This is a genomic window from Micromonospora sp. USAFONa4, assembly GCF_057197825.1.
The window spans coordinates 669,493-693,392 of sequence record NZ_CM170072.1; the positions used below are offsets into that span (position 1 = coordinate 669,493).

The 23,900-nt window shown below is 74.6% G+C and carries 14 protein-coding genes; 4 read left to right on the plus strand and 10 right to left on the minus strand.

The annotated features are described in order from the left end of the window. Positions 1-70 precede the first annotated feature (70 nt). Complete coding sequence (locus AC0OO9_RS02715; RefSeq protein ID WP_484515276.1) at positions 71-1,888, minus strand: AfsR/SARP family transcriptional regulator; 1,818 nt, start codon at positions 1,886-1,888, stop codon at positions 71-73. Positions 1,889-2,195: 307 nt separating this feature from the next. Here AC0OO9_RS02715 and lanM point away from each other — a divergent pair, with 307 nt between their 5' ends. The 4 genes from lanM to AC0OO9_RS02735 all read left to right on the plus strand — a co-directional run bounded on the left by lanM (position 2,196) and on the right by AC0OO9_RS02735 (position 10,343). After that, positions 2,196-5,504, plus strand: coding sequence for a type 2 lanthipeptide synthetase LanM (gene lanM, locus AC0OO9_RS02720; RefSeq protein WP_484515278.1), 3,309 nt, complete (start codon positions 2,196-2,198; stop codon positions 5,502-5,504). An 86-nt stretch (positions 5,505-5,590) separates the two neighbouring features. Then, the gene (locus AC0OO9_RS02725; protein WP_132240737.1) at positions 5,591-5,827 is read left to right on the plus strand and encodes a hypothetical protein; all 237 of its coding nucleotides are present in this window, start codon (positions 5,591-5,593) and stop codon (positions 5,825-5,827) included. Between the two features lie 83 nt (positions 5,828-5,910). After that, complete coding sequence (locus tag AC0OO9_RS02730; protein ID WP_484515280.1) at positions 5,911-8,811, plus strand: ATP-binding protein; 2,901 nt, start codon at positions 5,911-5,913, stop codon at positions 8,809-8,811. Positions 8,812-8,903: 92 nt separating this feature from the next. Beyond that, a complete protein-coding gene (locus AC0OO9_RS02735; protein WP_484515282.1) occupies positions 8,904-10,343 on the plus strand; it encodes a hypothetical protein in 1,440 nt (479 codons plus the stop codon). A 37-nt stretch (positions 10,344-10,380) separates the two neighbouring features. Here AC0OO9_RS02735 and AC0OO9_RS02740 read toward each other — a convergent pair whose 3' ends face one another. From AC0OO9_RS02740 to AC0OO9_RS02780, 9 genes are all read right to left on the minus strand, one after another. Next, the gene (locus tag AC0OO9_RS02740; protein WP_484515284.1) at positions 10,381-11,655 is read right to left on the minus strand and encodes a vWA domain-containing protein; all 1,275 of its coding nucleotides are present in this window, start codon (positions 11,653-11,655) and stop codon (positions 10,381-10,383) included. Then, positions 11,652-12,893: an AAA family ATPase gene (locus tag AC0OO9_RS02745; RefSeq protein ID WP_484515286.1), complete on the minus strand. Its 1,242-nt coding sequence runs from the start codon at positions 12,891-12,893 to the stop codon at positions 11,652-11,654. The genes AC0OO9_RS02740 and AC0OO9_RS02745 overlap by 4 nt, the downstream gene beginning before the upstream one ends. A gap of 59 nt (positions 12,894-12,952) precedes the next feature. Next, entirely contained in the window at positions 12,953-14,377 is a 1,425-nt protein-coding gene (locus AC0OO9_RS02750; protein ID WP_484515288.1) for a hypothetical protein, read from the minus strand. 184 nt (positions 14,378-14,561) lie between these two features. Next, entirely contained in the window at positions 14,562-17,843 is a 3,282-nt protein-coding gene (locus tag AC0OO9_RS02755; protein ID WP_484515289.1) for a discoidin domain-containing protein, read from the minus strand. After that, complete coding sequence (locus tag AC0OO9_RS02760) at positions 17,840-19,282, minus strand: glycoside hydrolase family 43 protein (RefSeq protein ID WP_484515291.1); 1,443 nt, start codon at positions 19,280-19,282, stop codon at positions 17,840-17,842. Before AC0OO9_RS02760 ends, AC0OO9_RS02755 begins: the two co-directional genes overlap by 4 nt. Positions 19,283-19,359: 77 nt before the next feature. Continuing rightward, the gene (locus AC0OO9_RS02765; RefSeq protein WP_484515293.1) at positions 19,360-20,643 is read right to left on the minus strand and encodes a cellulose-binding protein; all 1,284 of its coding nucleotides are present in this window, start codon (positions 20,641-20,643) and stop codon (positions 19,360-19,362) included. An 88-nt stretch (positions 20,644-20,731) separates the two neighbouring features. Beyond that, positions 20,732-21,541: a carbohydrate ABC transporter permease gene (locus tag AC0OO9_RS02770; protein WP_484515295.1), complete on the minus strand. Its 810-nt coding sequence runs from the start codon at positions 21,539-21,541 to the stop codon at positions 20,732-20,734. 10 nt (positions 21,542-21,551) lie between these two features. Beyond that, the gene (locus AC0OO9_RS02775) at positions 21,552-22,514 is read right to left on the minus strand and encodes a carbohydrate ABC transporter permease (RefSeq protein ID WP_132240730.1); all 963 of its coding nucleotides are present in this window, start codon (positions 22,512-22,514) and stop codon (positions 21,552-21,554) included. A 61-nt stretch (positions 22,515-22,575) separates the two neighbouring features. Continuing rightward, entirely contained in the window at positions 22,576-23,850 is a 1,275-nt protein-coding gene (locus tag AC0OO9_RS02780) for an ABC transporter substrate-binding protein (protein ID WP_484517835.1), read from the minus strand. Positions 23,851-23,900: the final 50 nt, after the last annotated feature.

Below are 23,900 nucleotides of genomic sequence, written 5' to 3' on the forward strand. Positions count from 1 at the left end.
GGCGGGCAGGGGCGCGCGCCCGCCGCGCCCGGTTCCGGGCGCGGCGGAGAAGGTCGGGACCGGCGTCGGGTCAGTTCCCCACCGCGCTCAGCGCCCCGGCGCCCGCCACCAGCACCCGGTCGGCCTGGTCGGCCTTCTCCCGGGCGAAGACGCGCACGAGGTCGTGGAAGCGGAACCGCTGCCGCCGGCCGCCGTCGGACTCGACGATCTCCAGCAGCCGGGCGTCGACCAGGTTCTCCCCCACCTCCTCGCCGGCGTGCCGGGACACGCCCAGCACCTCGGCGGTGCACCAGCTGGGGAAGGCCGGCGTGCGCAGCAGCGCCAGCCGGCGCAGGGCGAGCTGGCCCAGGTCGGCCAACTGGTGGTAGCTGCTGTCCAGCCGTTCCCGGACGTCCATCGAGCCCAGCCGGAGCTCGTCCAGCCGGTACCGCTCGTCGGCGAGCCGGTCCGCCAGGTACCCGAGCGACCAGTGCGGGCGCGCCAGCAGTCGGGATCCGGCGACCCGGACGCCGAGCGAGAGCCGACCGCACAGCTCGACGATCCGGCCGGCCGCGTCGGCCTCCTCGGCGACCCGCTGCGCCCCGATGATCCGGCCGAGCAGCGCGAGTGCCTGCTGCCGGTCGAGGGTGCCGACCTCGATCGACGTGGCGCCGGCCAGCTCGGGCATGCGCAGCCGGCTGGTGACGATGACCTGACAGCCGGGGTCGCCGGGCAGCAGCGGGCTCACCTGCGCGTAGCCCGCGGTGCCGTCGAGCATGACCAGCAGCCGCCGGCCGGCGAGCTGGCTGCGGTAGAGCCGGACCCGCTCGTCGAGCCCCTTCGGGATCGCCGACTCGGCGTGGCCGAGGCTGCGCAGGAACCAGCCGAGCACGTCGTACGGCTCGACGCAGTTGCCGCTCGCGCGGCCGAGGTCGGCGTAGAGCTGGCCGTCGGGGAAGGCGGTCCGGGTGAGGTGGGCCGCGTGCAGGGCGAGCGTGCTCTTGCCGACGCCGGCCATCCCGGTGACCACGGCGACCGGCGGGCAGACCCTCGGCTCGGCGGTCAGCACCCGGAGCAGCCCGGTGAGTTCCTCCTCCCGGCCGGCGAAGTCACCGACGCCGGGCGGGAGCATCGCGGGCCGCACGCCGTGCCAGCTCGGCTCCGCGACGACCGCCGGGGCCGGCGGGCCGGCGAGGATCGACCGGTACGCCTCGGTGAGCAGCGGCCCCGGGTCGACGCCCAGTTCGTCGGCGAGCACCCGGCGGCCCTCGTGGTAGGCGGCCAGCGCGTCGGCCTGCCGGTCGCAGTGCAGCAGGGCGGTCATCAGGTGGCCCCGCAGCCCCTCGTGCAGCGGGTGCTCGGCGACGAGCTGGGTGATCTCGGGGACCAGCCGGACGTGGCGTCCCAGCCGCAGGTCGGCTTCGATCCGGCTCTCCAGGACCGCCATCCGCAGCTCCGCCATCCGGTGCGACTCGGCCGTCACGAGGTGCTCGGTCACGTTGGACAGCGCGGGGCCGCGCCACAGCGACATGGCGGCGTGCAGCCGCTCAGCGGCCTCGGCGTACCGCCCGTCGCGCAGTGCCTCCCGACCGGCCTCGGCCAGGCGCTCGAACTCGTCGAGGTCGAGCCGGGCGGCGCCGGTCCGGATCTGGTAGCCCGACCACTGCCGGACGATGTCCACCTCGGCGCCGAGGTACTTGCGCAGCCGCGAGACGTAGTTGTAGAGCTGGGCGGCGAAGGTGGCCGGCGGGCGCTCCCCCCAGAGCAGCTCGCACAGCCGGGTGTCCGGCACGGTACGCCCTCCGGCGAGCAGCAACGCCGCGAGCACGGTGCGCTGCTTCGCACCGTCCAGCGCCACCTCCGAGTCACCCTTCCAGGCCCCCACCGGCCCGAGTACCCGAAACTCCATCCTGGCTCCGTTCATCGCGCCGCCCCGGGTAGAACAGTCGCCCGAAGACTCATCGGCGCCGGCAGCGTCCACATGCGTGGGCGGCACTCAATTTCCCGCCGGCGTCACGCTGGACGTTCAATTGATCACCGATCGTGACTAGGATGGGGCGGGTCGCACGTGGAGCGAGGAGCCGCCGCCGGCCCGGCCGGTCCCGCCGGCCGCGGACCCGCCCGGGTCCGCGTGCACCGGCGTGGCCAGCAACGGGGCAGGAATGTGAGTAGTTTCCACTCATGAACTCCGCGCCCCGCTCTGGCACCGTGCAACGGTGACCTCGACTCCCCTGGCCGGCGCCACCGATCACGCCTGCTCCGGCGTACGGCTGGCCCCGCACTGGTGGGCCTCGGGGCTCGCGCTGCACGAACGCGCGCCGGGCCTGGCCGTCGGCGCGCCCGGCCGACGCCCCGCCGACGCCCCGCACGACGCGGCCGGCACGGACCGCACGGACACCGCGGCCGGCACGGACCGCACGGACACCGCGGACGGCACGGGCGCCGCCGGCCCCACGCGCGGCGCAGCCGGCACCGCCACCCGCGGCCCCGACGGCACGGACAGCATGGGCGGCGCAGACGGCACAGGCAACACTGACGGCGTCGGAAACACTGACGGCACCGGCACCGCCGACGGCGCGGACGCCGCCGGCCGGCGGCTGGCCCGGTGGCGCGACGGGCACGGGCCGGGCCTCGGGGCGCGGCTCGCCGAGGTCGGCCTCGACGAGGCGGCGCTGCGCGACCTGCTGGCCGAGGACCGGGCCGCGCTCGCCGCCAGGACGACCCGCCCGGCGTGGGCGGAGACCGTCGAGGCGGCCCTCGCCGCCGCAGCCGCGCCGCGGTGGCCGGCCGAGGAGGCGGACTGGCGCGCCGCCCTCACGGCACCCCTGCGACCGTTCGTGGAGGTCGCCACCGACCGGTTCCTCGGCGGGACCCGTCGGATCGCGACGGAGAAGACGGTCGACCTGGCCGCCCTCACCGACCAGTTCGCCGCCGCACTGGGTCGCCGTCTGCTCGCCGTCGCGGCCCGCACGCTGGTCTCGGAGCTGCATCGACGCCGGGCGGCCGGCCGGCTCGCCGGCGCCGACAGCCGGGCCCGCTTCGCCGACTTCGTGGCCCAGCTCTGCGACCCCGCCGGGCTGGCCGAGCTGGTCGACCGCTATCCCGTGCTGGCCCGCCTGCTGGCGCAGGCCGGCACGGCGGCCGCCCGGTCCGGGCTCGAACTCCTGACCCGGTTCGTCGCCGACCGCGACGACCTGGTGGGCACCCTGCTCGGCGGCGACGACCCCGGCCCGCTGGTCGCGGTCGGCAGCAACCTGGGCGACGCCCACACCGGTGGCCGCACGACAAGCGTGCTGCGCTTCGCGGACGGCCGACGCGTCGTCTACAAGCCGCGCGACCTGGCCTCCCAGGTCCGCTTCACCGGGTTCGTCGACTGGCTGGAGCAGCGGGCGCCGGGGCTGGGGCTGCGCGGGGTCGCCGCCCTGACGCGGCCGGGCTACGGCTGGTCGGAGTACGTCGACGCGACGGCGCTGCGCCACCCGGGGCAGGCGGACGGTTTCTACCGCCGGCAGGGCGCCCTGGTCGCGCTGCTGCACGCCCTGCACGCCACGGACATGCACTACGAGAACCTGATCGCCGCCGGCGACACACCGGTCGTGGTGGACACCGAGACGCTCTTCCACCCCGCGCTGGGCGAGCCGGTGGGCACCGGCGACCCGGCCGCGGACCTGCTGACCGCCTCGGTGCACCGGACCGGCCTGATACCGGTGATCGTCGTGGGCGACCAGGGCGCGATGGACCTGTCCGGCGTCGGTGGCGACCGGGGCGGGACCGCACCCGTCAGCGCGCTCGACTGGGCCGACCCGGGCACCGACCGGATGCGGCTGACCCGGCGGGCCGTCGACTTCGCCGGCGGCCGCAACCGTCCCCGCGTCGGCGACGCCCTGGTCGATCCCGGTGCCCACGAGCCGGCGCTGCGCGAGGGGTTCCGGCAGGCGTACGAGACGATCCGGGCGCACCGCCGGGAGTTCACCGAACTCGTCGCGTCGTGCGCCGACGTCCCGGTACGGCTGGTCGCCCGGCCCACGTCGGCGTACCACACCCTGCTCACCGAGACCACCCACCCGGACGTGCTCGGCGACGCGCTGGAGCGGGACCGCGCGTTCGGCGTCCTCTGGTCCAGCGTGGCCGGACACCCCTTCCTCGCCCAGTTCCCCCGGCACGAGACCGCCGCGTTGTGGGCGGGCGACGTCCCGCTGTTCGAGGGCACTCCGGGCAGCCGGACCGCCCGGGTCGCCGGAGGCGGCGAGCCGCTGCCCGTGCCGCTGGCCCGCTGCGGGCTCGACGCGGCGCTGGGCAAGATCGCCGCGCTGGGCGAGGCCGACCGGCGGCACCAGGAGTGGATCGTCGCGGCGACGCTGGCGACCCGGCGCCCGGTCGACGGCCGGCACGTTGGCGCACCGACGTCCCGGCCGGTCGCGGACGCCGCCGCGTCGCCGGAGCGCCTGCTCGCCACGGCGTGCGCGCTGGCCGACGAGATCCAGACCCGGAGCGTGACCGGCGCGGACCGGGTGAACTGGCTCGGCCTGGAGCTGGTCGACGACCGGCAGTGGCTCGTCCTGCCGATGGGGGCCGGGCTGGCGAACGGGCACCTCGGGGTCGCCCTCTTCCTCGGCCAGCTCGCCGCGGTGACCGGCACCGCCCGCTACGCCGAGCTGGCCCACCGGGCCGTCGCCGGGGTGCCGGGGTTGTTCCAGCTGCTCGACGCGCGCCCGGACCTGGTCGCCGCGATCGGCCCCGGCGGGCTGTACGGCCTCGGCGGCATCGCGTACGGGCTCGCCCGGCTGTCCACCCTGCTCGCCGACCCCGGGCTCGCCGGGCAGGCCCGCGCGGCGGTCGACCTGGCCGCCGCCGCCAGCACGGGCTCGGCGGCCGTGGCCTGGGCCGACGGCGGCGCCGGCTGTCTCGCCGCCATGGACGCGGTGCACGCCGAGCTGGGCCACGCGCCGGCGGCGTCACTCGCCCGGGGCTGGGCCGACCGGCTCGTGGCCGCGATCGAGCGGGACGAGCTGCCGACGGGGGCGGGATTCGCCGACGGGGTTGCCGGCATCGGCTGGGCGCTGGGCCGCCACGCCCGCACCGGTGGCGCCCGGTACGCGCGCGCGGGCCGGCGCGCGCTGCGCCGGGCCGGCGCCCCCGGCGGCGACGGGGCGGCGGGGTACGGCTGGTGTCGCGGCGCCGCCGGCCTGACGCTCGCCCACCACGCCCTCGCCCCCGACGAGGCGGTACGCCTGCTCGACGACCGTCCGCTGCTCGACGACCTCAGCCTCTGCCACGGCGAGCTGGGCGTCGTGGAGGCGACGGCTGTCCTCGACGGTGGCGCGGCCCGGCGACGTGCCGGCCGGATCCTGGACGCCGTCGACCGGTACGGGGCGTCCTGCGGGACCCCGGGCAACGTGCCCACCCCCGGTCTGCTCACCGGCCTCGCCGGCATCGGGTACGGGCTGCTCCGGCTCTCCGGGGCCGGGCCGGTGCCGTCGGTGCTGCTGCTGGAACCGACCCCTGAACCGCGAACCTCGGGTTGAGGACCGCCGGGCGACCGACGACGATCTCCAGAGGAGCCGCCAGCTCCGGAAACGACCCACGAAGTCACCAACAGGAGGAATGACAGTTGTCCGAGAACCAGCTCCCCCCGTGCCGTGTCGACGAGACCGACTCCGCGGCGCCCGTCGACGACCCGGCCGGGGCGATGTGGCTGCAGCCCGTCGTGACCTTCGGGATCCGCGCGGCGGCCCTCGCCAGCCTGGTCGTGCCCGTGGGCATGGTGATCGGCGGTCTCGTCGGTGACGCCGGCGCGGCGGCGGACGCCGCGCCGCTGACGACCTGCTGCCCCGAGAAGCCGATGTGACGACGGCAAGGTAGCCGTTCGGGGGACCGGCGTCGACAGCACCGCGTTGGGCGAGGCCTGCCTCCTCGGATAGCGTGCGCAGTGTGTACCGCTCCTCGAAGTTCATCGGCAGGGACGCCGAACTGCGCGCGGTGCTGGACAGCCTCGAATCGGCGCGGGCGGGGCGGGGCGGCGCGGTCTTCGTGGTGGGCGAAAGTGGCGTCGGCAAGTCCCGCCTCGCGTCGAGGGTCGCGGAGCTGGCCACCGCGGCGGGCATGCGGGTGATGCGGGGTCGGGGCAGCACGATCGGCACCGCGGTGCCGCTGCGCCCCCTCACCGAGGCGCTGCTGTCGCTGCTGCGGTCCGGGCCGGTCGACCCCACCGTGCTCGGGCCGTACGGCCCGATCCTCGGCCGGCTCGTCCCCGACTGGGGCCGGCCGCCGGCCGACCAGGAGAACGCGTCCCTGGTGATCCTCGCCGAGGCCGTCCTCCGGCTGACCGGCGTGGCCGGCGCGGGGCGGGGTTGCCTGATGCTGCTGGACGACCTCCAGGACGCCGACACGGAGACGTTGACCGTGCTGGAGTACCTGATCGACAACCTCGCCCTGCAACCGACCCTGCTGCTGGGGGCGATCAGGGCGGAGCCCTGCGCGGCGTCGACGATCGCCCGGTCGGCCGCCCAACGCGGTCAGTGCACCCTCATCGAGCTGGGCCGCCTCGACGACGACGCGCTGCGGCAGATGGTCGGCGCCTGCCTCGACGCCGACCCGGAGCGGGTGCCGGCGGCGGCGCACGCCCTCGTCTCGACGGGCAGCGCCGGCAACCCCTTCCTGATCGAGGAGCTCGTCGCCGGCATGGTCGACGGCGCGCTGCTGATCGGCGGCCCGGAGGGCTGGCGGCTGTCCGAGGAGCTGCCCGCCGCCCTGCCGGGCACCCTGGCGCGGGGCATGGCGCAGGGGGTCGAGCAGCTCGGCCCCCAGGCCCGGGAGCTGCTCTCGATGGGCGCGCTGCTGGGCCAGCGGTTCCCGCTGGCCGTGGTGCAGGCGGCCACCGGGCTGAGCGACCACGACGTGCTCGACCACCTGTGCGGCGACGTCGCCGGGCGGCTGGTCACGGTGGACGACCAGCTCACCGACTGGTACGCCTTCCGGCACCGGCTGACCCGGGAGGCGCTGCTCAGTCTCCTCGGCCCCGCCGACCGCGCCCGGCTCGCCCAGCGGATGGCCGACGCGGTGGCGGCGGTCTTCCCCGGCCTGCCGGGCGAATGGTGCCAGGTGTCGGCCACCCTGCACCTGGAGGCCGACAACCCGGAGGCGGCCGGCCGGCTGTTCACCGAGGCGGGCCGGCGGGCGATCGCGCAGGGCGGCGCCACCACCGCGGTCGCCCTGCTGGACCGCGCGATCGGCCTGCTCGGTGAGAACCCGGTGGCCCGGGCCGCCGCCCTCGAAGCCCTGCTGCACGCCCTGGCGGAGGCGGGACTGGTCGAGCGGGCACTCGCCTCGGTCAGCACCCTCGACCAGATCGGTGGCGTCGATCCGCGCCGGCGGGCGCAGCTGCACACCCGGCTGGCCTGGGCCGCGACGGTCGCCGGCCGCTCGGCCGAGGGGTTGGCCCAGGTGGAGCAGGCGCGCGCCCTGCTCGGCCCGGACGCCGCCGCGGAGGACACCGCGCCGGTCGACGTGGTCGCCGCCCACCTGGTGCTGGACACCGCCGGGCAGGACCAGCTCGCCACCGCCGAGGCGCTGGCCCGCCGGGCCGCCACAGTCGCCGAGACCGTTCCCCTGCCGGTGGTGGCCTGCCAGGCCTGGCAGCTGCTCGGCGCGTTGATCCGGCACCGCGACCCGGCGGAGGCGACGCGGTGCCTGGAGCGGGCCCTGGCGATCGCCGCGCAGCACCGGCTGCCGATCTGGGAGATCCACGCACTGATCCGGCTCGGCAACGACGACGCGCTGCGCGACGCGCGGCTGGACCGGCTCGAACAGGCCCGGGAGCGGGCCTCCCAGGCCGGCGCGGTGACCGCGCGCCACCAGGCGGAGGCCAGCCTCGCCCTGCACGCGGTGCTGCGGGGCGACTTCGACACCGCGGGTGCCCTCGTCCAGCAGGTGCTGGCCGCGACCACCCGGCTGAAGCTGCTGGAGACCACCCAGTACGTGCTGCTGGTCAGCGCCGTGCTCGCGGCGCACCAGGGGCGGCGCCGGGAGATGGAGCACGCGCTGGCCGAGTTCCGCCGCTGGAGCGGCGACCAGGCCCTGCACGCCTCCCGCGTACACGGGCTGGCCAGGGCCTTCTGCGCGCTGCTGGAGGAGGACCGGCCCCGCGCCCTCGACGAACTGGCCCGCGCGTTCCACGCCGAGGCGCAGAGCCCGACGGTCTTCCACCTCTCCGGCCGGCACGGCCTGCACCTGCTGCTCCAGGTCACGTCCGGCGAGGCCGGCTGGCCGGCGTACGAGGCGGTGCAGGGCGACTCGGCGAGCAGGCTGCGCTGGGACCTGCAGTTCGCCCTCTTCGCGAAGGCGGTGCTGCTCGGCCGCTCCGGTCGGCCGGAGGAGGCGGCGGAGGCGGCGGCGGAGGCGATGCGGGCCGGGGCGCCGTACGCGATGGGCCGGCACCTCGCGTTGCGGCTGGTGTGCGAGTCGGCCCTCGCCGACGGGTGGGGCACGCCGGTGCAGTGGCTGCGCGCCGCCGAGGAGCACTTCCACCGCAGCGACGTGCCGGCCGTGGCCAGCGCCTGCCGGGCCCTGCTGCGCCAGGCGGGCGTACGCATGACGCAGCGCCGCTCCGGCGCGGGCGACATCCCCTCCGGCCTGCGGTCGGTGGGCGTGACGGTGCGGGAGTTCGAGGTGCTGCGGCTGCTGGTCGGGCGGCTGAGCAACCGGGAGATAGCCGGTCGGCTGCACCTGTCCCCGCGCACCGTGGAACGGCACGTGTCCAGCCTGCTCGGCAAGACGGGCCTGCCGAACCGGATCGCGCTGAGCGAGTACGCCGCCGAGGTGGAGAGCGGCTGAGCCGGCCGCCCCGGCCACTCGGCGGTCCCCGCGCCGACGCGCGACCGCCTGTGGGGCCACCGCCCGGCGCTCCGCGCTGGCAGGATGGCCGGATGGACCTCGACACCGGCGCCGGGCTGCTGCACCGGCTGACGTCCTACGAGCCGAGCCGCGAGTGGGACGTGCCCGTGGACGATCCGCGCGTCCGCCACGACCTCGTCCCGAACGACCCGGGGACCCTGCCGCCGCCCATGAAGGGCTATCCGGACGGCCCGGCCGTCCTCGCCCTGCCGCGCGACCTGCCCGACCCCGGCGTCCCCGCGACCGCCGTGCTGGCCGGCGTCGCGTCCCCCGCGCAGCCCCTCGACGCGGCGCAGCTGGGCCGCGTGCTCTTCCTGGGCGCTGGCGTCGTGCGCACCGCCGAGCGCAACGGCCGCCCCTTCCTCTACCGCGCCGCCGGCTCGGCCGGGGCGCGCTTCCCGCTGGAGGTCTACGCGAGCACCCGGGGCGTCGCGGGGGTGCCGGACGGCGTGCACTGGTACGACGCGCGGCGGCACGCGCTCGTCCAGGTGGCCCCCGCCGCGACCGGGGCGGTCACGACGCTGGTGGTCACGGGCGTGCCGTGGCGCACGGGCTGGCGCTACGCCGAGCGCGGCTGGCGGCACCTCTACTGGGACGCCGGCACGCTGCTGTCCCAACTGTCGGCGGCGGCCGACAGCGCCGGCCTGTCGCCGCGGCTGCGGTCGCTCTTCCCGGACGCCACCGTGCGCGCGCTCGTCGGCGCGGACGGGGTGCACGAGTACCCGCTGGCCCTGCTGTCGCTCGGCGACGGCGATCCGGCGATCGGGCCCACCGGGCCGGCGCTCCCCGGTGAGCTGCCCCCGGTCGAGCTGCCGCTGTGCACCGCCGCCCAGCGCGCGGGCGAGCGGGACGTGCTCGGCGCGCCCTGGCCGGCGGCGGAGCCGCTGCCCGCGTACCCGCCGTCCGACCCGCTCGACGAGGTCGTCCGCCGGCGCGGCTCGCAGCGGCGGATGGACAGGTCCCGGACACTGCCGCGCGCCCTGCTGGAATGGCCCCTGGCCGCGGCCCTGCGCGGCGTGCCGGTGCCGCACTGGGTCGCCGTGCACGGGGTCGACGGGGTGCCGCCCGGCCTCTACCGGTGGCCCGACCTGTCGACGCCGCTGCGCGCCGGCGACCTGCGCGACGAGTTGCTCCGGGTCTGCCTGGACCAGGCGCTCGCCGGCGACGCCGCCTACGTCGTCGTCGCCGCCGCGCCGCTGTCGGGCCTCGACGACCGCGGCTACCGCGACGCCCAGCTCGCCGCCGGGCTCGTCGAGGGCCGGCTGCACCTCGCGGCGTACGCCCTGGGCGCGGGCGCCTCCGGCATGACCTTCCTCGACTCGGCCGTCCCGGGGCTGCTGGGCGAGCCGGACGACCTCGCGGCGCTGCTCTTCACCTGTGTGGGCGTCCCCGAGTACCGCTCGCGCGCGGGCGGGCGGCCGGGCGCCCCGGTCGAGGTCCGCCCGGTCACGCCCCGCCTCGGCGGTGCGTGACACCCCCGGGGAGCTGGGCCGCGCGGCCGCCGCCGGACTACCCGATGACCACCACCCGCGCCCACTCCGGTGGTGCGTCCGGCACGTACTCGGGATCGTCCTCGTTCCACGATCCGGAGTACGTGTGCCGGCGGGGAAACAGCCCGACGACCGTGCGGCAGGGCGGCGGCGCGGCCGGCCAGGGCGTCTGCCCGTCGGTCAGGACCACGACGACGTCCGGGCGGGGCCGGGTCCGCAACGCCCGCGCGAAGCCGGTACGCAGGTCCGTCCCGCCCCCGCCCACCAACGGGATCTCCTCGGCGCGGCACAGCGGGTGCACGGTCCGGGCCGCCGCGTCGCAGGACAGCACGGTGACCAGGTCACGCCGGCCGCCCACGGCGCGGGAGATCGCCGCGACCTCGAGCAGCGCGCTGCCCAGTTCGGCGTCGCTGACCGACCCGGAGGTGTCGACGACCACGCAGACCCGGGGTGGCATGCGCCGCAGGCTGGGCAGGACGACGCCGGGGACCCCGGCGGAGCGCCGCGCCGGCCGGCCGTACGTGTAGTCCTCGCCCGCGCCCGCGCCGGAGGCCGCCGAGCGGATCGCCGCTCCCAGCAGGTCCCGCCACGGCTGGGGCGGGTGGAACGCCTCCTCCGCCCACCTCCGCCAGCCCTGCGGGACGTCCCCGGGACGCCCGGTGATGCCCTCCGCCACCCGGAACCGCACCGCGTCGCGCTCCTGCGCGCTGAGGCCGTGCGCGCCGTCCGGCCCCAGGTCCCACTCCCGCTCCGCCCCGTCGGCGCCGCTGCCGCAGTCCAGCCAGACCAGCCCCTGCGTACGCGGTCCGAGCCGGAACTGTCGCAGGTAGTCCTCCATCAGCTCCCCCTCGGGCAGCCCCAGCGTCGCCGGGTCCACGACCCCGTCGGGCCGGGCCAACCCGTCGCCGAACACGTCGTCGTTGATCTCGCAGTCGGCGGCGATGTTCATCCGTAGCCGCTCCCCCGGCCCGGTCAGTCCCCGTTCCCGCGCGACCCGGTCACTGCGCCCGTGGTGGTCGCGGAGCAGGTGCGAAACCTCGTGCACCCATACCCCGGCGAGCTCCTCCACGGGCGTGCGGTCCACGAAGACCGGCGAGACGTAGCACCGCCAGTGCCGGTCCACCGCCATCGTCGGCACCAGGCGCGACTCCACCGCGTGCAGGGCGAACAGCGCCGACGCCAGGTAGGGCCGGACCCGGGCGGCGTGCAGCCGGGCGGCGAAGAGCTTCTCCCGGTCCAGCGCGGGGCGAGCAGGATGTCCTGCACCCGGTCGAGGGCTTGTACCCGGACTCACCGGCCGGCCCCCGCGGCGGCCGCCACGCGTGCCTGGTCGGCGCGCCGGGAGACCGACACCGCCCCCGCGAGCCGCTCGATCGCCGCCGGCACGTCCCAGTCCTCCTGCCGCAGTGCGGCGAGCGTGCTCGCGGGGACGACCACGAGGTCCGGGGGGCCGGTCTCCAGCGCCCGGACCAGCAGCGCCCAGGCCGCGTCCCAGCGGGACCTCTCCGGGCGACCGCGGACCGCTTCCACCACCCCGTCCAGCACGGCCTGCCGCAGGTCTCCGCGCTCGGGCAGGACGGCGGTCGCCGGATCGGCCAGCAGCGTCTCGGGGTCGGGAAGGTCCATCCGGTCCATGCTGGCAAGCAGTTCCAGCCCCGGGCCGTCGCCCACCGTGCCCCGCACCAGCATCGAGAGCACCTCCCGGGAGGTGCCCGCCGCGGTCGCGAAGGCGATCAGGCGCAGGGTCATCTCCCAGCTGCGGGGCGAGGGCCACGGGCCACCCCGGCGGGTCTCGTTGCCGGGCAGCCGGTGTACGAGCGCGGGGCGGGCGGACAGCAGCCCGCACACCGCGCGGCGGGCGAAGGTGACGGCCTCCGGCAACCGCTCCGGGTGCAGCCGGGGCAGATCCGCGCGGGGCCAGGTGCCGCCGAGGCCGCGCACCACGACCTCGTGGTCGTGCACCCACTGGAGGTGGACGAAGCGGTTGGCCAGGGGCGGACTCAGTTCCCAGCCGTCGGCCGCCGAGGATCGCGGGTTCGCGGCGGCCACGATCCGAATGCCGGGCGGCAGCCGCAGCGCGCCCACCCGCCGTTCGAGCACGAGGCGGAGCAGGGCGGCCTGGACGGCCGGCGGGGCGGTGGACAGCTCGTCGAGGAACAGCAACCCACGACCGGCCCGGACCAGGCGTACGGCCCAGTCCGGCGGCGCCATCGGGACGCCCTGTGCCGCCGGGTCGTCACCGACGATCGGCAGTCCCGAGAAGTCGGACGGCTCGTGGACGCTGGCGACGACGGTCGTCAGCGGCAGGCCCAGCTCCGTCGCGAGCTGCGTGAGGGCGGCGGTCTTGCCGATCCCCGGTTCGCCCCACAGCAGCACGGGAAGGTCGGCGGCCACGGCCAGGGTCAGCGCCTCCAACTGCGTGTCGGGGCGAGGTTCGGTACTGGTGTCGCGCAGCAGCGCGAGCAGTTCGGCGGCGACGTCGAGCTGCGGGGCGTGGGCCTGGTCGGCGGGCAGGACAGTAGCAACGGTCATGGTGATCACCTGTGTCTCTCGTGGCGGTTCGGGGTGGGAGCGGAGCGGGGATTCCCCGGTCAGCGGGCGATCGTGTGACGCGGGTACGAGCGGCGGTCACGGGTACGGCGGTGTCCCGGGGCGGTGGGACCCCGGCCGGAGCCGGCAAGTCCGGCCCGGAATAATCCGTACTCGACGCGCCGCAGGGCGGCCGTCTCCAGTTCGTCCCGTAGCGCCCCGGCGCGCAGCACCGCGTCGGGCCCGAGCAGGGCCTCGACGACGGCGAGCGCGCCGGTGGTGTCGCCGTGGTCCAGGCGGGCCCGGACCTCGGGGAGGCATTCCGGGTGGCGGTGCGCCTCGTCGATCGCCCGCAGGCAGGGCAGCGGAGTGCCGGTCAGCGCGGCGAGGAGTTCCTCCCGGCGGATCTCGGCCGGGTCGTGGTCCAGGGCGACGAGCACCCCGTCGACCAGGCCGATCCGGTGCCAGACCCCCCGGCACCGCACGCGCCAGGGTTGCCTCACCGGACACGGCGTCGAAGGTGCCGTAGCCGCCGGCCGGTCGGGAACCAGTGCCGACGCGACCAGCGGGTGCAGGCGGTCGGGCTCGATCAACCCGGCGCGGAGCAGTTCCAGGTCGGGTGACACCCAGGTCGCCGCGTCCGGCAGCACCGGCAATGGCCGGTCGGGACCCGGCGTGGGCCGGCGCGCGCCGACGCGGCCTCGCGGGGGCGACCAGACGAGCCGCGCCTCGGGTGGCCCTGGGCCGTCCCCGCCCGGGGCCAACTCCAGCAGGAGTCGACGCCGGGCCCCGATCCGCACGGCGACCGTGTCCCCGGGACGTCCCTCGGCCTGGAGCAGGATGGCTGCCTCGGCCGCCCACCGGTCCACCACCCAACCCCGCCGCCCTGCCGTCGTCGGTGGACCCGGCTCGTCGACTGGTCGGCCGCCGGCGGGTGGATGGCCCGCCCCCGAGCGGGTCCGCAGCTCACCGGTCCGCCGCGCGTCCCACAGGTGGCGGTGCAGGTCGAGGCGGAACCGGTCGTCGGGGTGCGGGTGCGGATGACGGGAACCGGCCCCGGAGCGGGAGCCGTCCCAGAGCGCCAGGCTGAACCGCTGGCCGGCGTCCGCCCAGGCCGGCGGCGTCCGGGCCACGAGGTGCACCGCGTCGCCGCCGCCTCCGGCCGGTTCGTACCGGGCCAGGGCGATGGTCAGGCCGGGACGCAGCAGCCCGTCGGGCGCGATCCTCGGCAGGTGCCAGCGCAGCAGGTCGGGCGCCAGGTGGCGAAGATCGGCCCGGAGCCGGTCGGCGAGTTCCCGACCATGGGTACGGGCCACGGAGCGCGGCTCGACGTCGACGTCGACGCGGGCGGCGGCGCACGCCCCGGCCCAGTCCCCGACGGCCCGACGGGCGGCGGCAACCTCGATCATGGACGGCGGCACGGCGAACTCGCGCACGCGCAGCCAGTAGGACGAACGGAGATCCGGATTCGCGGCCGGGGAGCGCATCAGCACTCACCTTGCGAGAACCGGGCCCCCAATCTGCTGAGAGACGGAGTCATCATCGCCGGGGAGCATACCGGGGTGGGCAGCGATCTGCCCACCCTTACCCGGCCGTCCCGGCGGGCCACGAAGCCGGTGTCCGGGCGGGTGCCGCACGTGGCACCCGCCCGGACACCCGGATCGGGGCCGGTCAGCCGAACGCCCTGACCTCCAGCAGGCCCACCGAGGCGGTGCCGCTGGTCAGCACCACCCGCAGCCGGGTCGTGCTGACGGCCGGGAACGTCACCCGGTTGTAGGCGTCGGCCGCCGTCGGGTAGCCGCCGGCGCCGGGCACGTCCGCGTACGCGCTGCCGGTCCAGTACTGCAACCGCCAGGACGCCGGCAGCCGCACGCCGCCGCCGTCGTCGAAGAAGTAGACGTCCACCGACCGCACCGACTGCGGTGCCGACCAGGTGAGCTCCGCCCACTGCTCACCGGTCTCGGGCCAGGTGCCCCAGCGCGGGTTGACCGTGTCGTTCGACAGCGGCGGGTCGATGCCGTCGTTGACCGCCGCGACCGTCTCCCAGGGCGAGGTGTACGACGCCGACGCCGTGGCCGTACCGGCCAGGTTCTGTGCCGGTGGCGGGCCGCCGCCCCGGCCGTACGCCTTCACCTCGGTCAGCCCGGTCCGGAAGCCGGCCGCGTGGGTGAGCCGCACCCGCAGCCGCGCGGTGCTGACCGGGGTGAACCGGACCCGGTTGTGGTTCGCGCGCGGCGTCGCGGGGGTTTTGGCCTGCGCCGCCGCGTCGACCCACGAGCTGCCGTTCCAATACTGGACGGTGTACGAGGCCGGCGCCCGGTAGCGGTTGCCGGCGCGGTCGTCGCGGAAGTGCAGCCAGACGTCGTCGACCGTCCGTGCCTGACCCAGGTCGATGTCGAACGTGTCGGTGGCGTTCGGCGAGCCGGAACTGCCCCACAGCGGCGCGTTGGTGGGGAAGCCGTCCACCGCCGCCGCGGTCGACGTGCCGGCGGCGGTGTAGGACGCCGAGGTGCCGGCGCCCTGGGCCAGGTTCGGGGTGGTCGACGTGAGGTCGACGCCGGCCTTGGCGAACATGTCGACCATCCGGGCGCTGCTCTGCGCGACCTGCTGCGGCAGCCGCAGGCCGGGGAACGCGGCGCTGAAGGTGGTGGTGCCGCCCGCCGGCAGGGTGACCGTGCCGGTGGCCGGGTCGTAGAGCAGCCGGGTCAGGCGGTCCACGGTGGCGACCCGGTTGCCGTCGAGATAGAGCGAGTAGCCCTGCGGCACGCCCGGATAGCGGGTGACGCCGTCGGCGGGGTCGTCCCAGACGATGCTGAGGTTCGCGTTGCGGTAGCGCAGGTTGTTGACCGCGAAGTGCGACCAGCCGATGTCGATGGGTGACAGCTCGACGGTGGTGTCGGTACGCGGCCGCAGGCCGGCGACGTCCTCGATCACCGTCCAGTTGCTGCTGCCGAGGATGTTGTGGTGGATCCAGGACCGGTAGGTGATGGCCGAGCCGTTCCAGTTGGACCAGAACTCGTTGGCGTCGGGCCACTGGGTGTTGCCGTTGACGTACTGCGCCCAGGTGTTCCAGTAGAGCAGCTTCTTGTAGTGCTCGGCGGTCATCCACTGGTTGGGGTAGTTGCGCAGCACCGACGAGTAGAGGCGGAACTGCACGGTCGAGTTGATGGTGGAGAAGTTGTTGCTGCCGGGGTGGCCGGCGGCGGCCGCCGCGGCCTTGTCGCGTTGGTTGGCGGTGTAGAACGGGAAGATCGGATACTCGGCGGGATCGTCGAAGAGCCGCAGCGCCTGCCGGTAGGTGGCGGTGTTCGGCATCAGGCCCACCGCGTACGGGTAGTAGTTGTTGACCTCCTTCCACGGCACGTGGGTGTTCGTCGCGACGTGCCGGTGCTCGATGAGTTGCCGGGTGGGGTTCCACAGCACGTTGACGATCCCGTCGCGGACCCGGTTGGCGAGGGCCCGCATCTCGTTCGCCTTGGCGGTGTCGCCGAGCACCGCGTACGCCCCGGCGGCGGCCAGGGCGTTGCTGTAGACGTAGGCGCCCTCGGCGCGGTCCAGGTTGCCGGAGCGCCAGTGGAACGAGACGGCGTCGGCGTCGTTGCCGGTCATCGCGCTCCAGTCGTACTCGATGACCCCGTTGTTGTCGGTGTCGTAGGTGGCGAGCTGACCCTTGACGTCCATCTCGGCGTAGCGGGCGAGGTTGCGCAGCATGGCGGGCTGCCCGCCGTGCAGCTGGTACGCCCGCCAGGCGGCCTCGGAGACGTACTGGGTGTAGCTGTTGGACCAGTTCTCCGGGTCCCCGGGGTTGTCCATGAACCGGCCGTTGGCCGACGACTGCCCGACCGACAGCCACGGCCCGTACGAGTGGACCGGGTCGCGGAGGTACTTCAGGTCGTCGATGTGCATGGGCTGGGTCAGCACGATGGCGTTGTTGTAGCCGGTCACCCCCTCGATCGAGGTGGGGAACTGGAAGTCCTGGCCGGGGATGTCGACGTCGAGGTGGTTGAAGCGCATCAGCCACCAGCGGTAGTAGATGTTCTTCTTGATGGCCGGGTCCGGCACGTCGATGTAGGGCACGTTCTCGGCCCACCAGCGGTGGTAGTCGCGGACGTGGGTGGCGAAGGCGTTGGCCGGGGTGGTGGCGCGGTAGCTGGCGTACTCGGTCGCCGACTCGGGGATCTCGTCGGTCAGGAAGCCCATCTGGACCTTGGTGCTGACGCTCTGCCCCGCGCCGAGGGTGACGGAGCGGGTCAGGCCGCCGCTGGCGACCGTGAAGCCGTCGCCGGAGAGCCGGGGGCGGATGGTGGTCAGGTTGTTCTTGACCGTACGGCTGCCGGTCAGCTCGGTGCCGCTGCCGGTGGTGGCGTACGGCGAGGTGACCCGCAACTGCACGGTGCTGCTGGCCGATCCGGTGTTGGTCACGGTCAGGTTGGTCACCGCGACGTTCTGGTGGGTGATGAACTTCGTGACGTCGACGCGCAGCGATCCGCCGGTGTGCACACTGCGCCAGTGGCTGGGGGCCTGCCAGCGCTGCGCCACCTGCTCGGTCAGGGCGCCGGTGCTGGCGGTGATCGCGTAGGCGTTCTGGCCGCTGATGTTGTCCCAGTACGCCGTGCTGCCGCCGAAGCCGACGACCGCCGGATTGTGGGTGTACATGAACAGGCCTCGGCCCCGGCTCATCAGCCAGGGGCCGGCCGGGTCGTTGCCGGGACGGGCCAGCAGCCGGTCCAGCCAGAAGTCGGTGCCGGCGCGTTCGGCGTCGTAGATGGCCCGCATGGTGTCGCCGGTCTGGTAGCCGACCGGCGGCGCCGGCACGGCCGGGCCGGTGAAGGTGGGATAGCCGATGGTCTGGGCGGCCCGCGCCGGCCCGGTGGCGACCTGGAGGACGCCGGCGACCAGGGTCGCCGTGACGAGCGCGGCCAGGCCCGCGCGTGCGGGGCGGAGTCTGCTCATGACGGGAACGCCATCCATTCCAGGGCGCCGGTGGAGTAGCCGGTACGGGAGGTGACGGAGAGTCGCAGCCGGGTCGTGCTGACCGGGCTGAAGGTGGTCACGTTGTAGGTGTGACCGGCCGTGCCGCAGGCCGTCTGGTTGGGCACGTCGACGTAGGCGGTGCCGTTCCAGTACTGCACCCGGCAGGACGCGGGCAGGTCGATGCCCTGGTCGTCGTCGAACCAGTAGACGGCCGTCCGGCCGACGGTGCGGGCGCTCGGCCAGGTGTACTCGACCCACTGGGTGCCCTGCTGGGGCCAGTTGCCGTACGCCAGGTTGCCCCGGTCGGCGGAGCTGGCCGGCACGCCGCCGTTGTTGAGCGCGGCCAGGCTCTCCCAGGCGGACACGTGGGAGGTGGACGCGGTGGCGGCGGGCGCCAGGTTGGTGCCGGCCGGCGGCTGGCCCCCACCGCCGGGGTTGGGCGGCGGGCCCGTGCTGGTCTGGGTGACCGGCTGGATGGTGCCGTCGGCGTTGAAGTACATCCGGTCCACCGCCACGGAGCGGCGGAAGTTGCCGCCGCCGGGCGCGTTGGCGTTGTGGTAGATCATGTACCACTGGCCGTTGAGCTGGGCCACGCCCGCGTGGTTGGTGGTCGACGACACCTGGCCGAGCACCACGCCCCGGTGCGTCCACGGGCCGAGCGGGCTGGTGGCGGTGGCGTAGCGCTGGCAGGCGTAGCTCGACGAGGTGACGCAGCCCTGGGTGTCGTTGGCCGCGTACATCATGTAATAGAGGCCGTTGCGCTTGAACATGAACGGCGCCTCCCAGAAGTGGGTCAGCCCCTGCGGGGTGACCACCTCCCCCACGGTGTCGACCATGTTGCTGGCCAGCCGCACGGCCCGCGCCCCCCAGTAGCCGCCCCAGTAGAGGTACGCCTGGCCGTCGTCGTCGACGAAGACGGTGGGGTCGATGTTCAGCGGCGACGAGTTCGGCGTGCTGTCGCTGATCAGCGGGCCGCCCTTGGCGTCGGTGAACGGGCCGAGCGGGCTGTCGGCGACCGCCACGCCGATGTTCATCCAGCCCGGCCCGTTGCCGTTGACGGAGGTGTACCAGTAGTACCTGCCGTTGCGCTGCTCGACCTCGCTGGCCCAGGCGTCCGCGCCGGCCCAGCCGAAGGTGCCGATGTTCGCGCGGGCGCCGTGGTGGGTCCAGTTCGCGGCGTCGGTGCTGGACAGCACGTGCCACTCGCGCATGAGGAAGTTGCTGGTGCCGGTGGGCGCCTCGTCGCGGCCGGCGTAGACGTACATCGTGTTGCCGACCACCAGGGGCGCGGGGTCCGCGGTGTAGATCGTGGTGATGATGGGGTTGGCGGCCGAGGCGGGCAGCGCCGCGGCCAGGCTCGCGGCGAGCGTCGCGGCGCAGCCGGCCGCCAGGCTCCGGAGCAGGGGTCGTCGTCGCACGGGGTCTCCTGTCGGTACGGACGGAACGGGACGGCCGCCGGTGCCCCGGAACCGGCGGTGGTGCGCTGGCCGGACGGTCAGTAGCCGTAGCGGCCCTTCAGGTGGCGCCACCAGTCGCGGAACATCCACCTGTCGAACTCGGTGATCTGCGCCGCGCTGCCGGCCTTCATCAGGAACCCGCCCACACCGGTGGGCGTCCAGTCGTAGAAGTCGTCGAGGCCGAAGCTGTGCCCGATCTCGTGCAGCACGATGTGCATGTCGGCGGCGTTGATGTTGTTGACGAAGTACTCGCTGCCGACCCGTTGGCCCCAGTCGCCGCCCGCGCCGCCGCCCATCCCGGCGGTGAGCCACAACGACATGTCGTAGTGCCGGGCGACGCCGCCCGGGCAGTTCGGGTAGGTGCCGCTCTGGTTGAAGAACCGGCCACACGGCTCGGCGCACTGCGGGGCGTTCTCCCGGATGTCGTTGACGTAGATGTCGACGGAGTTGTCGCTCCACTGCAACTGGGCGCGGTCGCGCACGGCCCAGCCGACCACCCGCACCGGCACGTCCGCGTACGGCCAGGCGTTGTGCCCGACCATGACGTCCGTCCACTTCTTGACCTGCCGGGCCAGCGCGGCGTGGATCTGGTCGCGCAGGGCCGCCGAGACCGGGGCCGGCGAGTCCCACCGCACGCAGTAGTTGAGGTAGCCACGGTTGGCCATCACCTGGTCCCAGCCGTAGTTGCGGAAGGTGTGCAGGTGCGGGTACGTCTGCTCGTAGTGCTGCCAGACCTCGTTGAGCGGGGTGACGAGGTTGGCCGGCGGGTTCCAGCCGCCCGTCGGCGGCGGGTCGCCGGGCGGGTTGGCGTGCGCCTTGACCTCCAGCACCCCCACGGAGGCGGCGCCGCTGGTGAGCAGCACCCGCAGCCGGGTGGTGGTGACGGCGGTGAAGGTCGCCCGGTTGTACCTGTCGACGGCCACCGGGTAGCCGCTGGCGCCCGCCACGTCGACGTAGCCGCTGCCGTTCCAGGACTGCACCCGCCAGGCGGCCGGCACCCGTACGCCGCCGTTGTCGTCGAAGAAGTAGACGTCCACCGCGCGGACCGTCTGGGTCGAGGGCCAGGTCAGGTCGACCCACTGGGTGCCGGTCTGCGGCCAGGTGCCCCACCGGCGGTTGGTGGTGTCGTTCGAGCGCGGCGGGTCGATGCCGTCGTTGACCGCCGCCACGCTCTCCCACGGCGAGGTGTACGACGCCGACGCGGTGGCCGTCCAGGCCAGGTTGTCGCCGGGCGCCGCCTGCGCGGGGCCGGCGACGAGCAGATTGGACGCCAGTAGGGACAGGGCCGCGACGGCCGTCCCCACCGTTCGGATCCACTTCATCTCGGCACTCCAATCGATAAATGGAAACTTATGGATATTTTGGTGCGGGTGCGGGTGCGGTCCGTTCCCGCCGGGCCGACCGGCCCGGTCAGCCCTTCAGCGCCCCCGAGGTGAAGCCGCGCACGTAGCTGCGTTGCAGGAACGCGAACAACAGCAGGCACGGCACGGCCATGAACACCACGCCGGCCTCCAGCGCCGCGTAGTCGACCGACCCGTGGCTGGCCGTGCGCATGTTGACCACGGCGAGCGTGGTGGTGAACTTCTCGGTCGAGTTGAGCAGGATCAGCGGGGCGAAGAACTCGCTCCACGAGGTGAGGAACGCGAACAGGGCGACGGTGACCAGGCCCGGGCGGACCGCCGGCAGCAGGATGCGCCACAGCACCCCGACGCTGGTGCAGCCGTCCACCTGGCCCGACTCGTTCAGCTCCCGGGGCACCGCCTCGAACGAGTTGCGCATCATGAACACCGAGAACGGCAGCTGGAACATGATCAGTACGAGGCTCAGCCCGAGCAGCGAGTCCTCCAGCCCCAGCCAACCGAGCAGCACGTACAGCGCGATCAGGATGGTGGCGTACGGAACCATCAGGATCGACAGGGTGAGCAGGAACAGCACGTCGCGACCGGGGAACCGGAACCGGCCGAAGGCGTAGCCGCCCAGCGTGGCGACCAGCAGCGTGCCGGCGACGGTCAGCGCGCTGACCGTGACACTGTTGAGCACGTGCCGTGGCCGGACGCCGTTGTCGGAGGTGAACAGCCGCTCGTAGTTGACCAGGCCGAAACCGGTGTCGGTGCGCACCGACGCCCAGCCGCTCCACAGCAGCGGGAAGAGGAAGAGGATGGCGAGCGCCGTGCCGGTGACGTAGAAGCCCCACCGGGAGGCGGTGCCGGAGCGGGTCATCGCGGTCCCCTCACTGCCCGCGGCGTCGCAGGACGCCGAGCTGGATGACGCTGAAGACGACGAGCACGGCCAGCAGCACCACCGAGACGCCGGCGGCGGAGCCGAGGTCGAGCCGGACGAACGCCTCCCGGTAGATCACCATCACCAGAGAGGTGGTGCTGTTGTCCGGGCCGCCGCGGGTGAGGATCCAGAACTGGTCGAACGCCAGCAGCGAACCGGTGACCATCATCGTGAGGACCAGGGCGATCGTCGGGCGCATCAGCGGCAGGGTGATCAGTCGGAAGGTCTGCCAGCGGTTGGCCCCGTCCATCCGGGCGGCCTCGTACACCTCGGTCGGGATCGCCTGGAGGCCGGTCAGCAGGATGAGCATGTTGAAGCCGGCGAAGCGCCAGAGCACCAGCGTGACGGCCGAGGCCAGCGCGGAGTTCGCGCTACCGCTGGTCCACGAGGTGTAGCCGTCGAGCAGCCCCAGGGCGGACAGGGCCGGGGTGACCGGCCCGATCTCGTCGCTGAGCAGCCCGAGGAAGAGCAGCGAGGCGCTGGCGAAACCGACCGCCATCGGCAGCACGAACGCCGTGCGGAAGAAGCCCACCCCCGGGCGCCGGCGTTGCACGAGCAGCGCCAGCCCGAACGCGACGGCAAAGAGCAGCACCGTCATGACCACGGTGTACTTCACGGTGAAGACCGCCGCGCCCCGCACCAGCTCGTTGTCGGCGATGCCCGCGTAGTTGTCCGGCGCGTTCAGCTCGGGGGCGCCCAGCAGCGGCCACCGGTGCAACGACATCCAGCCCACCAGCGCGAGCGGCACCAGGAAGAACACGCCCACCACCAGGGCCGTCGGGGTGGCGTACGCCAGACCCAGCAGGGCGCGTCGGCGGCGCGACGGGCTGCCCCGGCGGCGGCGCGGCGGCCTGCCCGTGCCGGACCGGTCGGCGCGGGGCACCCGGGGAGGCGTCAGGGTGGTCGTGGGCATCGGGCCCCTCCGGGAAAGAGGGTGGCCCGCCGCCGGGACGCAGGCGGGCCACCGGTCGGTGTCAGCTCTGCCGCAACGATCTGGTGATTGCGGCGTTGCCGGAGGTCAGCGCCGCGGCGGCGTCGCCGAACAGCGCGCCCCGCACGGTCGCCAGCCACGGGCTCTGCGGGTCGTTGAACGAGGCGTTGAAGTTGCGGGCGTACGGCGTGCGGCCCTTGGCCATCAGCCGGTTGACGGCCACCACGCGCGGGTCGGCCGCGGAGTACCTGTTCTCGGCCAGGTCGGTGCGGGTGGGCACGCCCTTGTTCTTCGCGACGACCTCGACCTGCGCCTCGTCCGACATCGTCCAGGCCAGAAAGTCCCACGCCTGGGCCGCCCTGTCGCTGGTCGCGCCGACGCCGATGACGTCGCCGCCGACGAAGGTGGACTCGCCGCCGGTCATCCCCGGGATCGGTGCGACCCCCATCTCGACCCCGGCCTCCTCGATCAGCCCCAGCCAGACCGAGGGCCCCGGCGCGATGCCGACCTTGCCGCCCTTGAGCGCGCCGAGCCAGGTCGGACCGGCCTCGTCCCGGGACGCCGGAGCCGCCACGCCCTCCTCGTAGAGCGCGCGGTACAGGGCGAAGACCTCCGCCATCTGCGGCGAGTCGACCGAGGCGGCGGTGCCCTTGTCGTCGAGGACGTCGCCGCCGGCCGCCCATACCGAGGGCCAGAAGGTGAACTCGACGCAGCCGCCGCAGTTGCCGCCGAAGTAGGTGCCGTCGACGCCGCCGCCGAGCCGGTCGACGGCCCGCGCGTGCTCGGCGAACTCGCGCAGCGTGCGCGGCGGCCGCTCCGGGTCCAGGCCGGCCCGCTTGTACAGCGCCTTGTTGTAGAGCAGCACCGACATGTCGATGGCGTGCGGCAGGGCGAAGTTGCGGCCGTCATGGCTGCCGGCCCGCACGTGCGCCGGTGCCACCCGGTCCCGGACGGTCAGCGCGGCGAACCGGTCGGTGACGTCACGCCACAGTCCCTGCGAGGCGTACTGCGGCGCGAAGACCACGTCCGCGGCGAACAGGTCCGGCAGCGCCTTCGCGCCGGCCGCCGAGGCGAGCTTCGCCGGGTACTCCTCGTTGGGATAGGCGGTCACCCGCACCTGGTTGCGGTGCGTCCGGTTGTACGCCTCGGCGTACGCCTTGGACACCGACTCGGTGCCGGCACGGGTCCACAGGGTCAGCGTCGCGCCGTCGTCGACCTGCGCCACCCCCGTGGCCGGGTCGTCGTCGGTGCCGCAGGCCGCCAGGCCCGCGACGAGCAGCACGGCCGCGAGGACCGCCGCCGGCCGGCGGCCGATCATGCGTCTCACTGGTCTCTCCCTCCGCGACAGCGGGTGGTGGGGATCTCGCT

What these genes read in the sequence shown, in the direction of transcription:
- AC0OO9_RS02715 (WP_484515276.1), bottom strand. Translation starts at nt 1,888, where the DNA reads ATGGAGTTTCGGGTACTCGGGCCGGTGGGGGCCTGGAAGGGTGACTCG.
- AC0OO9_RS02735 (WP_484515282.1), top strand. Translation starts at nt 8,904, where the DNA reads ATGGACCTCGACACCGGCGCCGGGCTGCTGCACCGGCTGACGTCCTAC.
- AC0OO9_RS02745 (WP_484515286.1), bottom strand. Translation starts at nt 12,893, where the DNA reads ATGACCGTTGCTACTGTCCTGCCCGCCGACCAGGCCCACGCCCCGCAG.
- AC0OO9_RS02750 (WP_484515288.1), bottom strand. Translation starts at nt 14,377, where the DNA reads ATGCGCTCCCCGGCCGCGAATCCGGATCTCCGTTCGTCCTACTGGCTG.
- AC0OO9_RS02755 (WP_484515289.1), bottom strand. Translation starts at nt 17,843, where the DNA reads ATGAGCAGACTCCGCCCCGCACGCGCGGGCCTGGCCGCGCTCGTCACG.
- AC0OO9_RS02765 (WP_484515293.1), bottom strand. Translation starts at nt 20,643, where the DNA reads ATGAAGTGGATCCGAACGGTGGGGACGGCCGTCGCGGCCCTGTCCCTA.
- AC0OO9_RS02770 (WP_484515295.1), bottom strand. Translation starts at nt 21,541, where the DNA reads ATGACCCGCTCCGGCACCGCCTCCCGGTGGGGCTTCTACGTCACCGGC.
- AC0OO9_RS02775 (WP_132240730.1), bottom strand. Translation starts at nt 22,514, where the DNA reads ATGCCCACGACCACCCTGACGCCTCCCCGGGTGCCCCGCGCCGACCGG.
- AC0OO9_RS02780 (WP_484517835.1), bottom strand. Translation starts at nt 23,850, where the DNA reads ATGATCGGCCGCCGGCCGGCGGCGGTCCTCGCGGCCGTGCTGCTCGTC.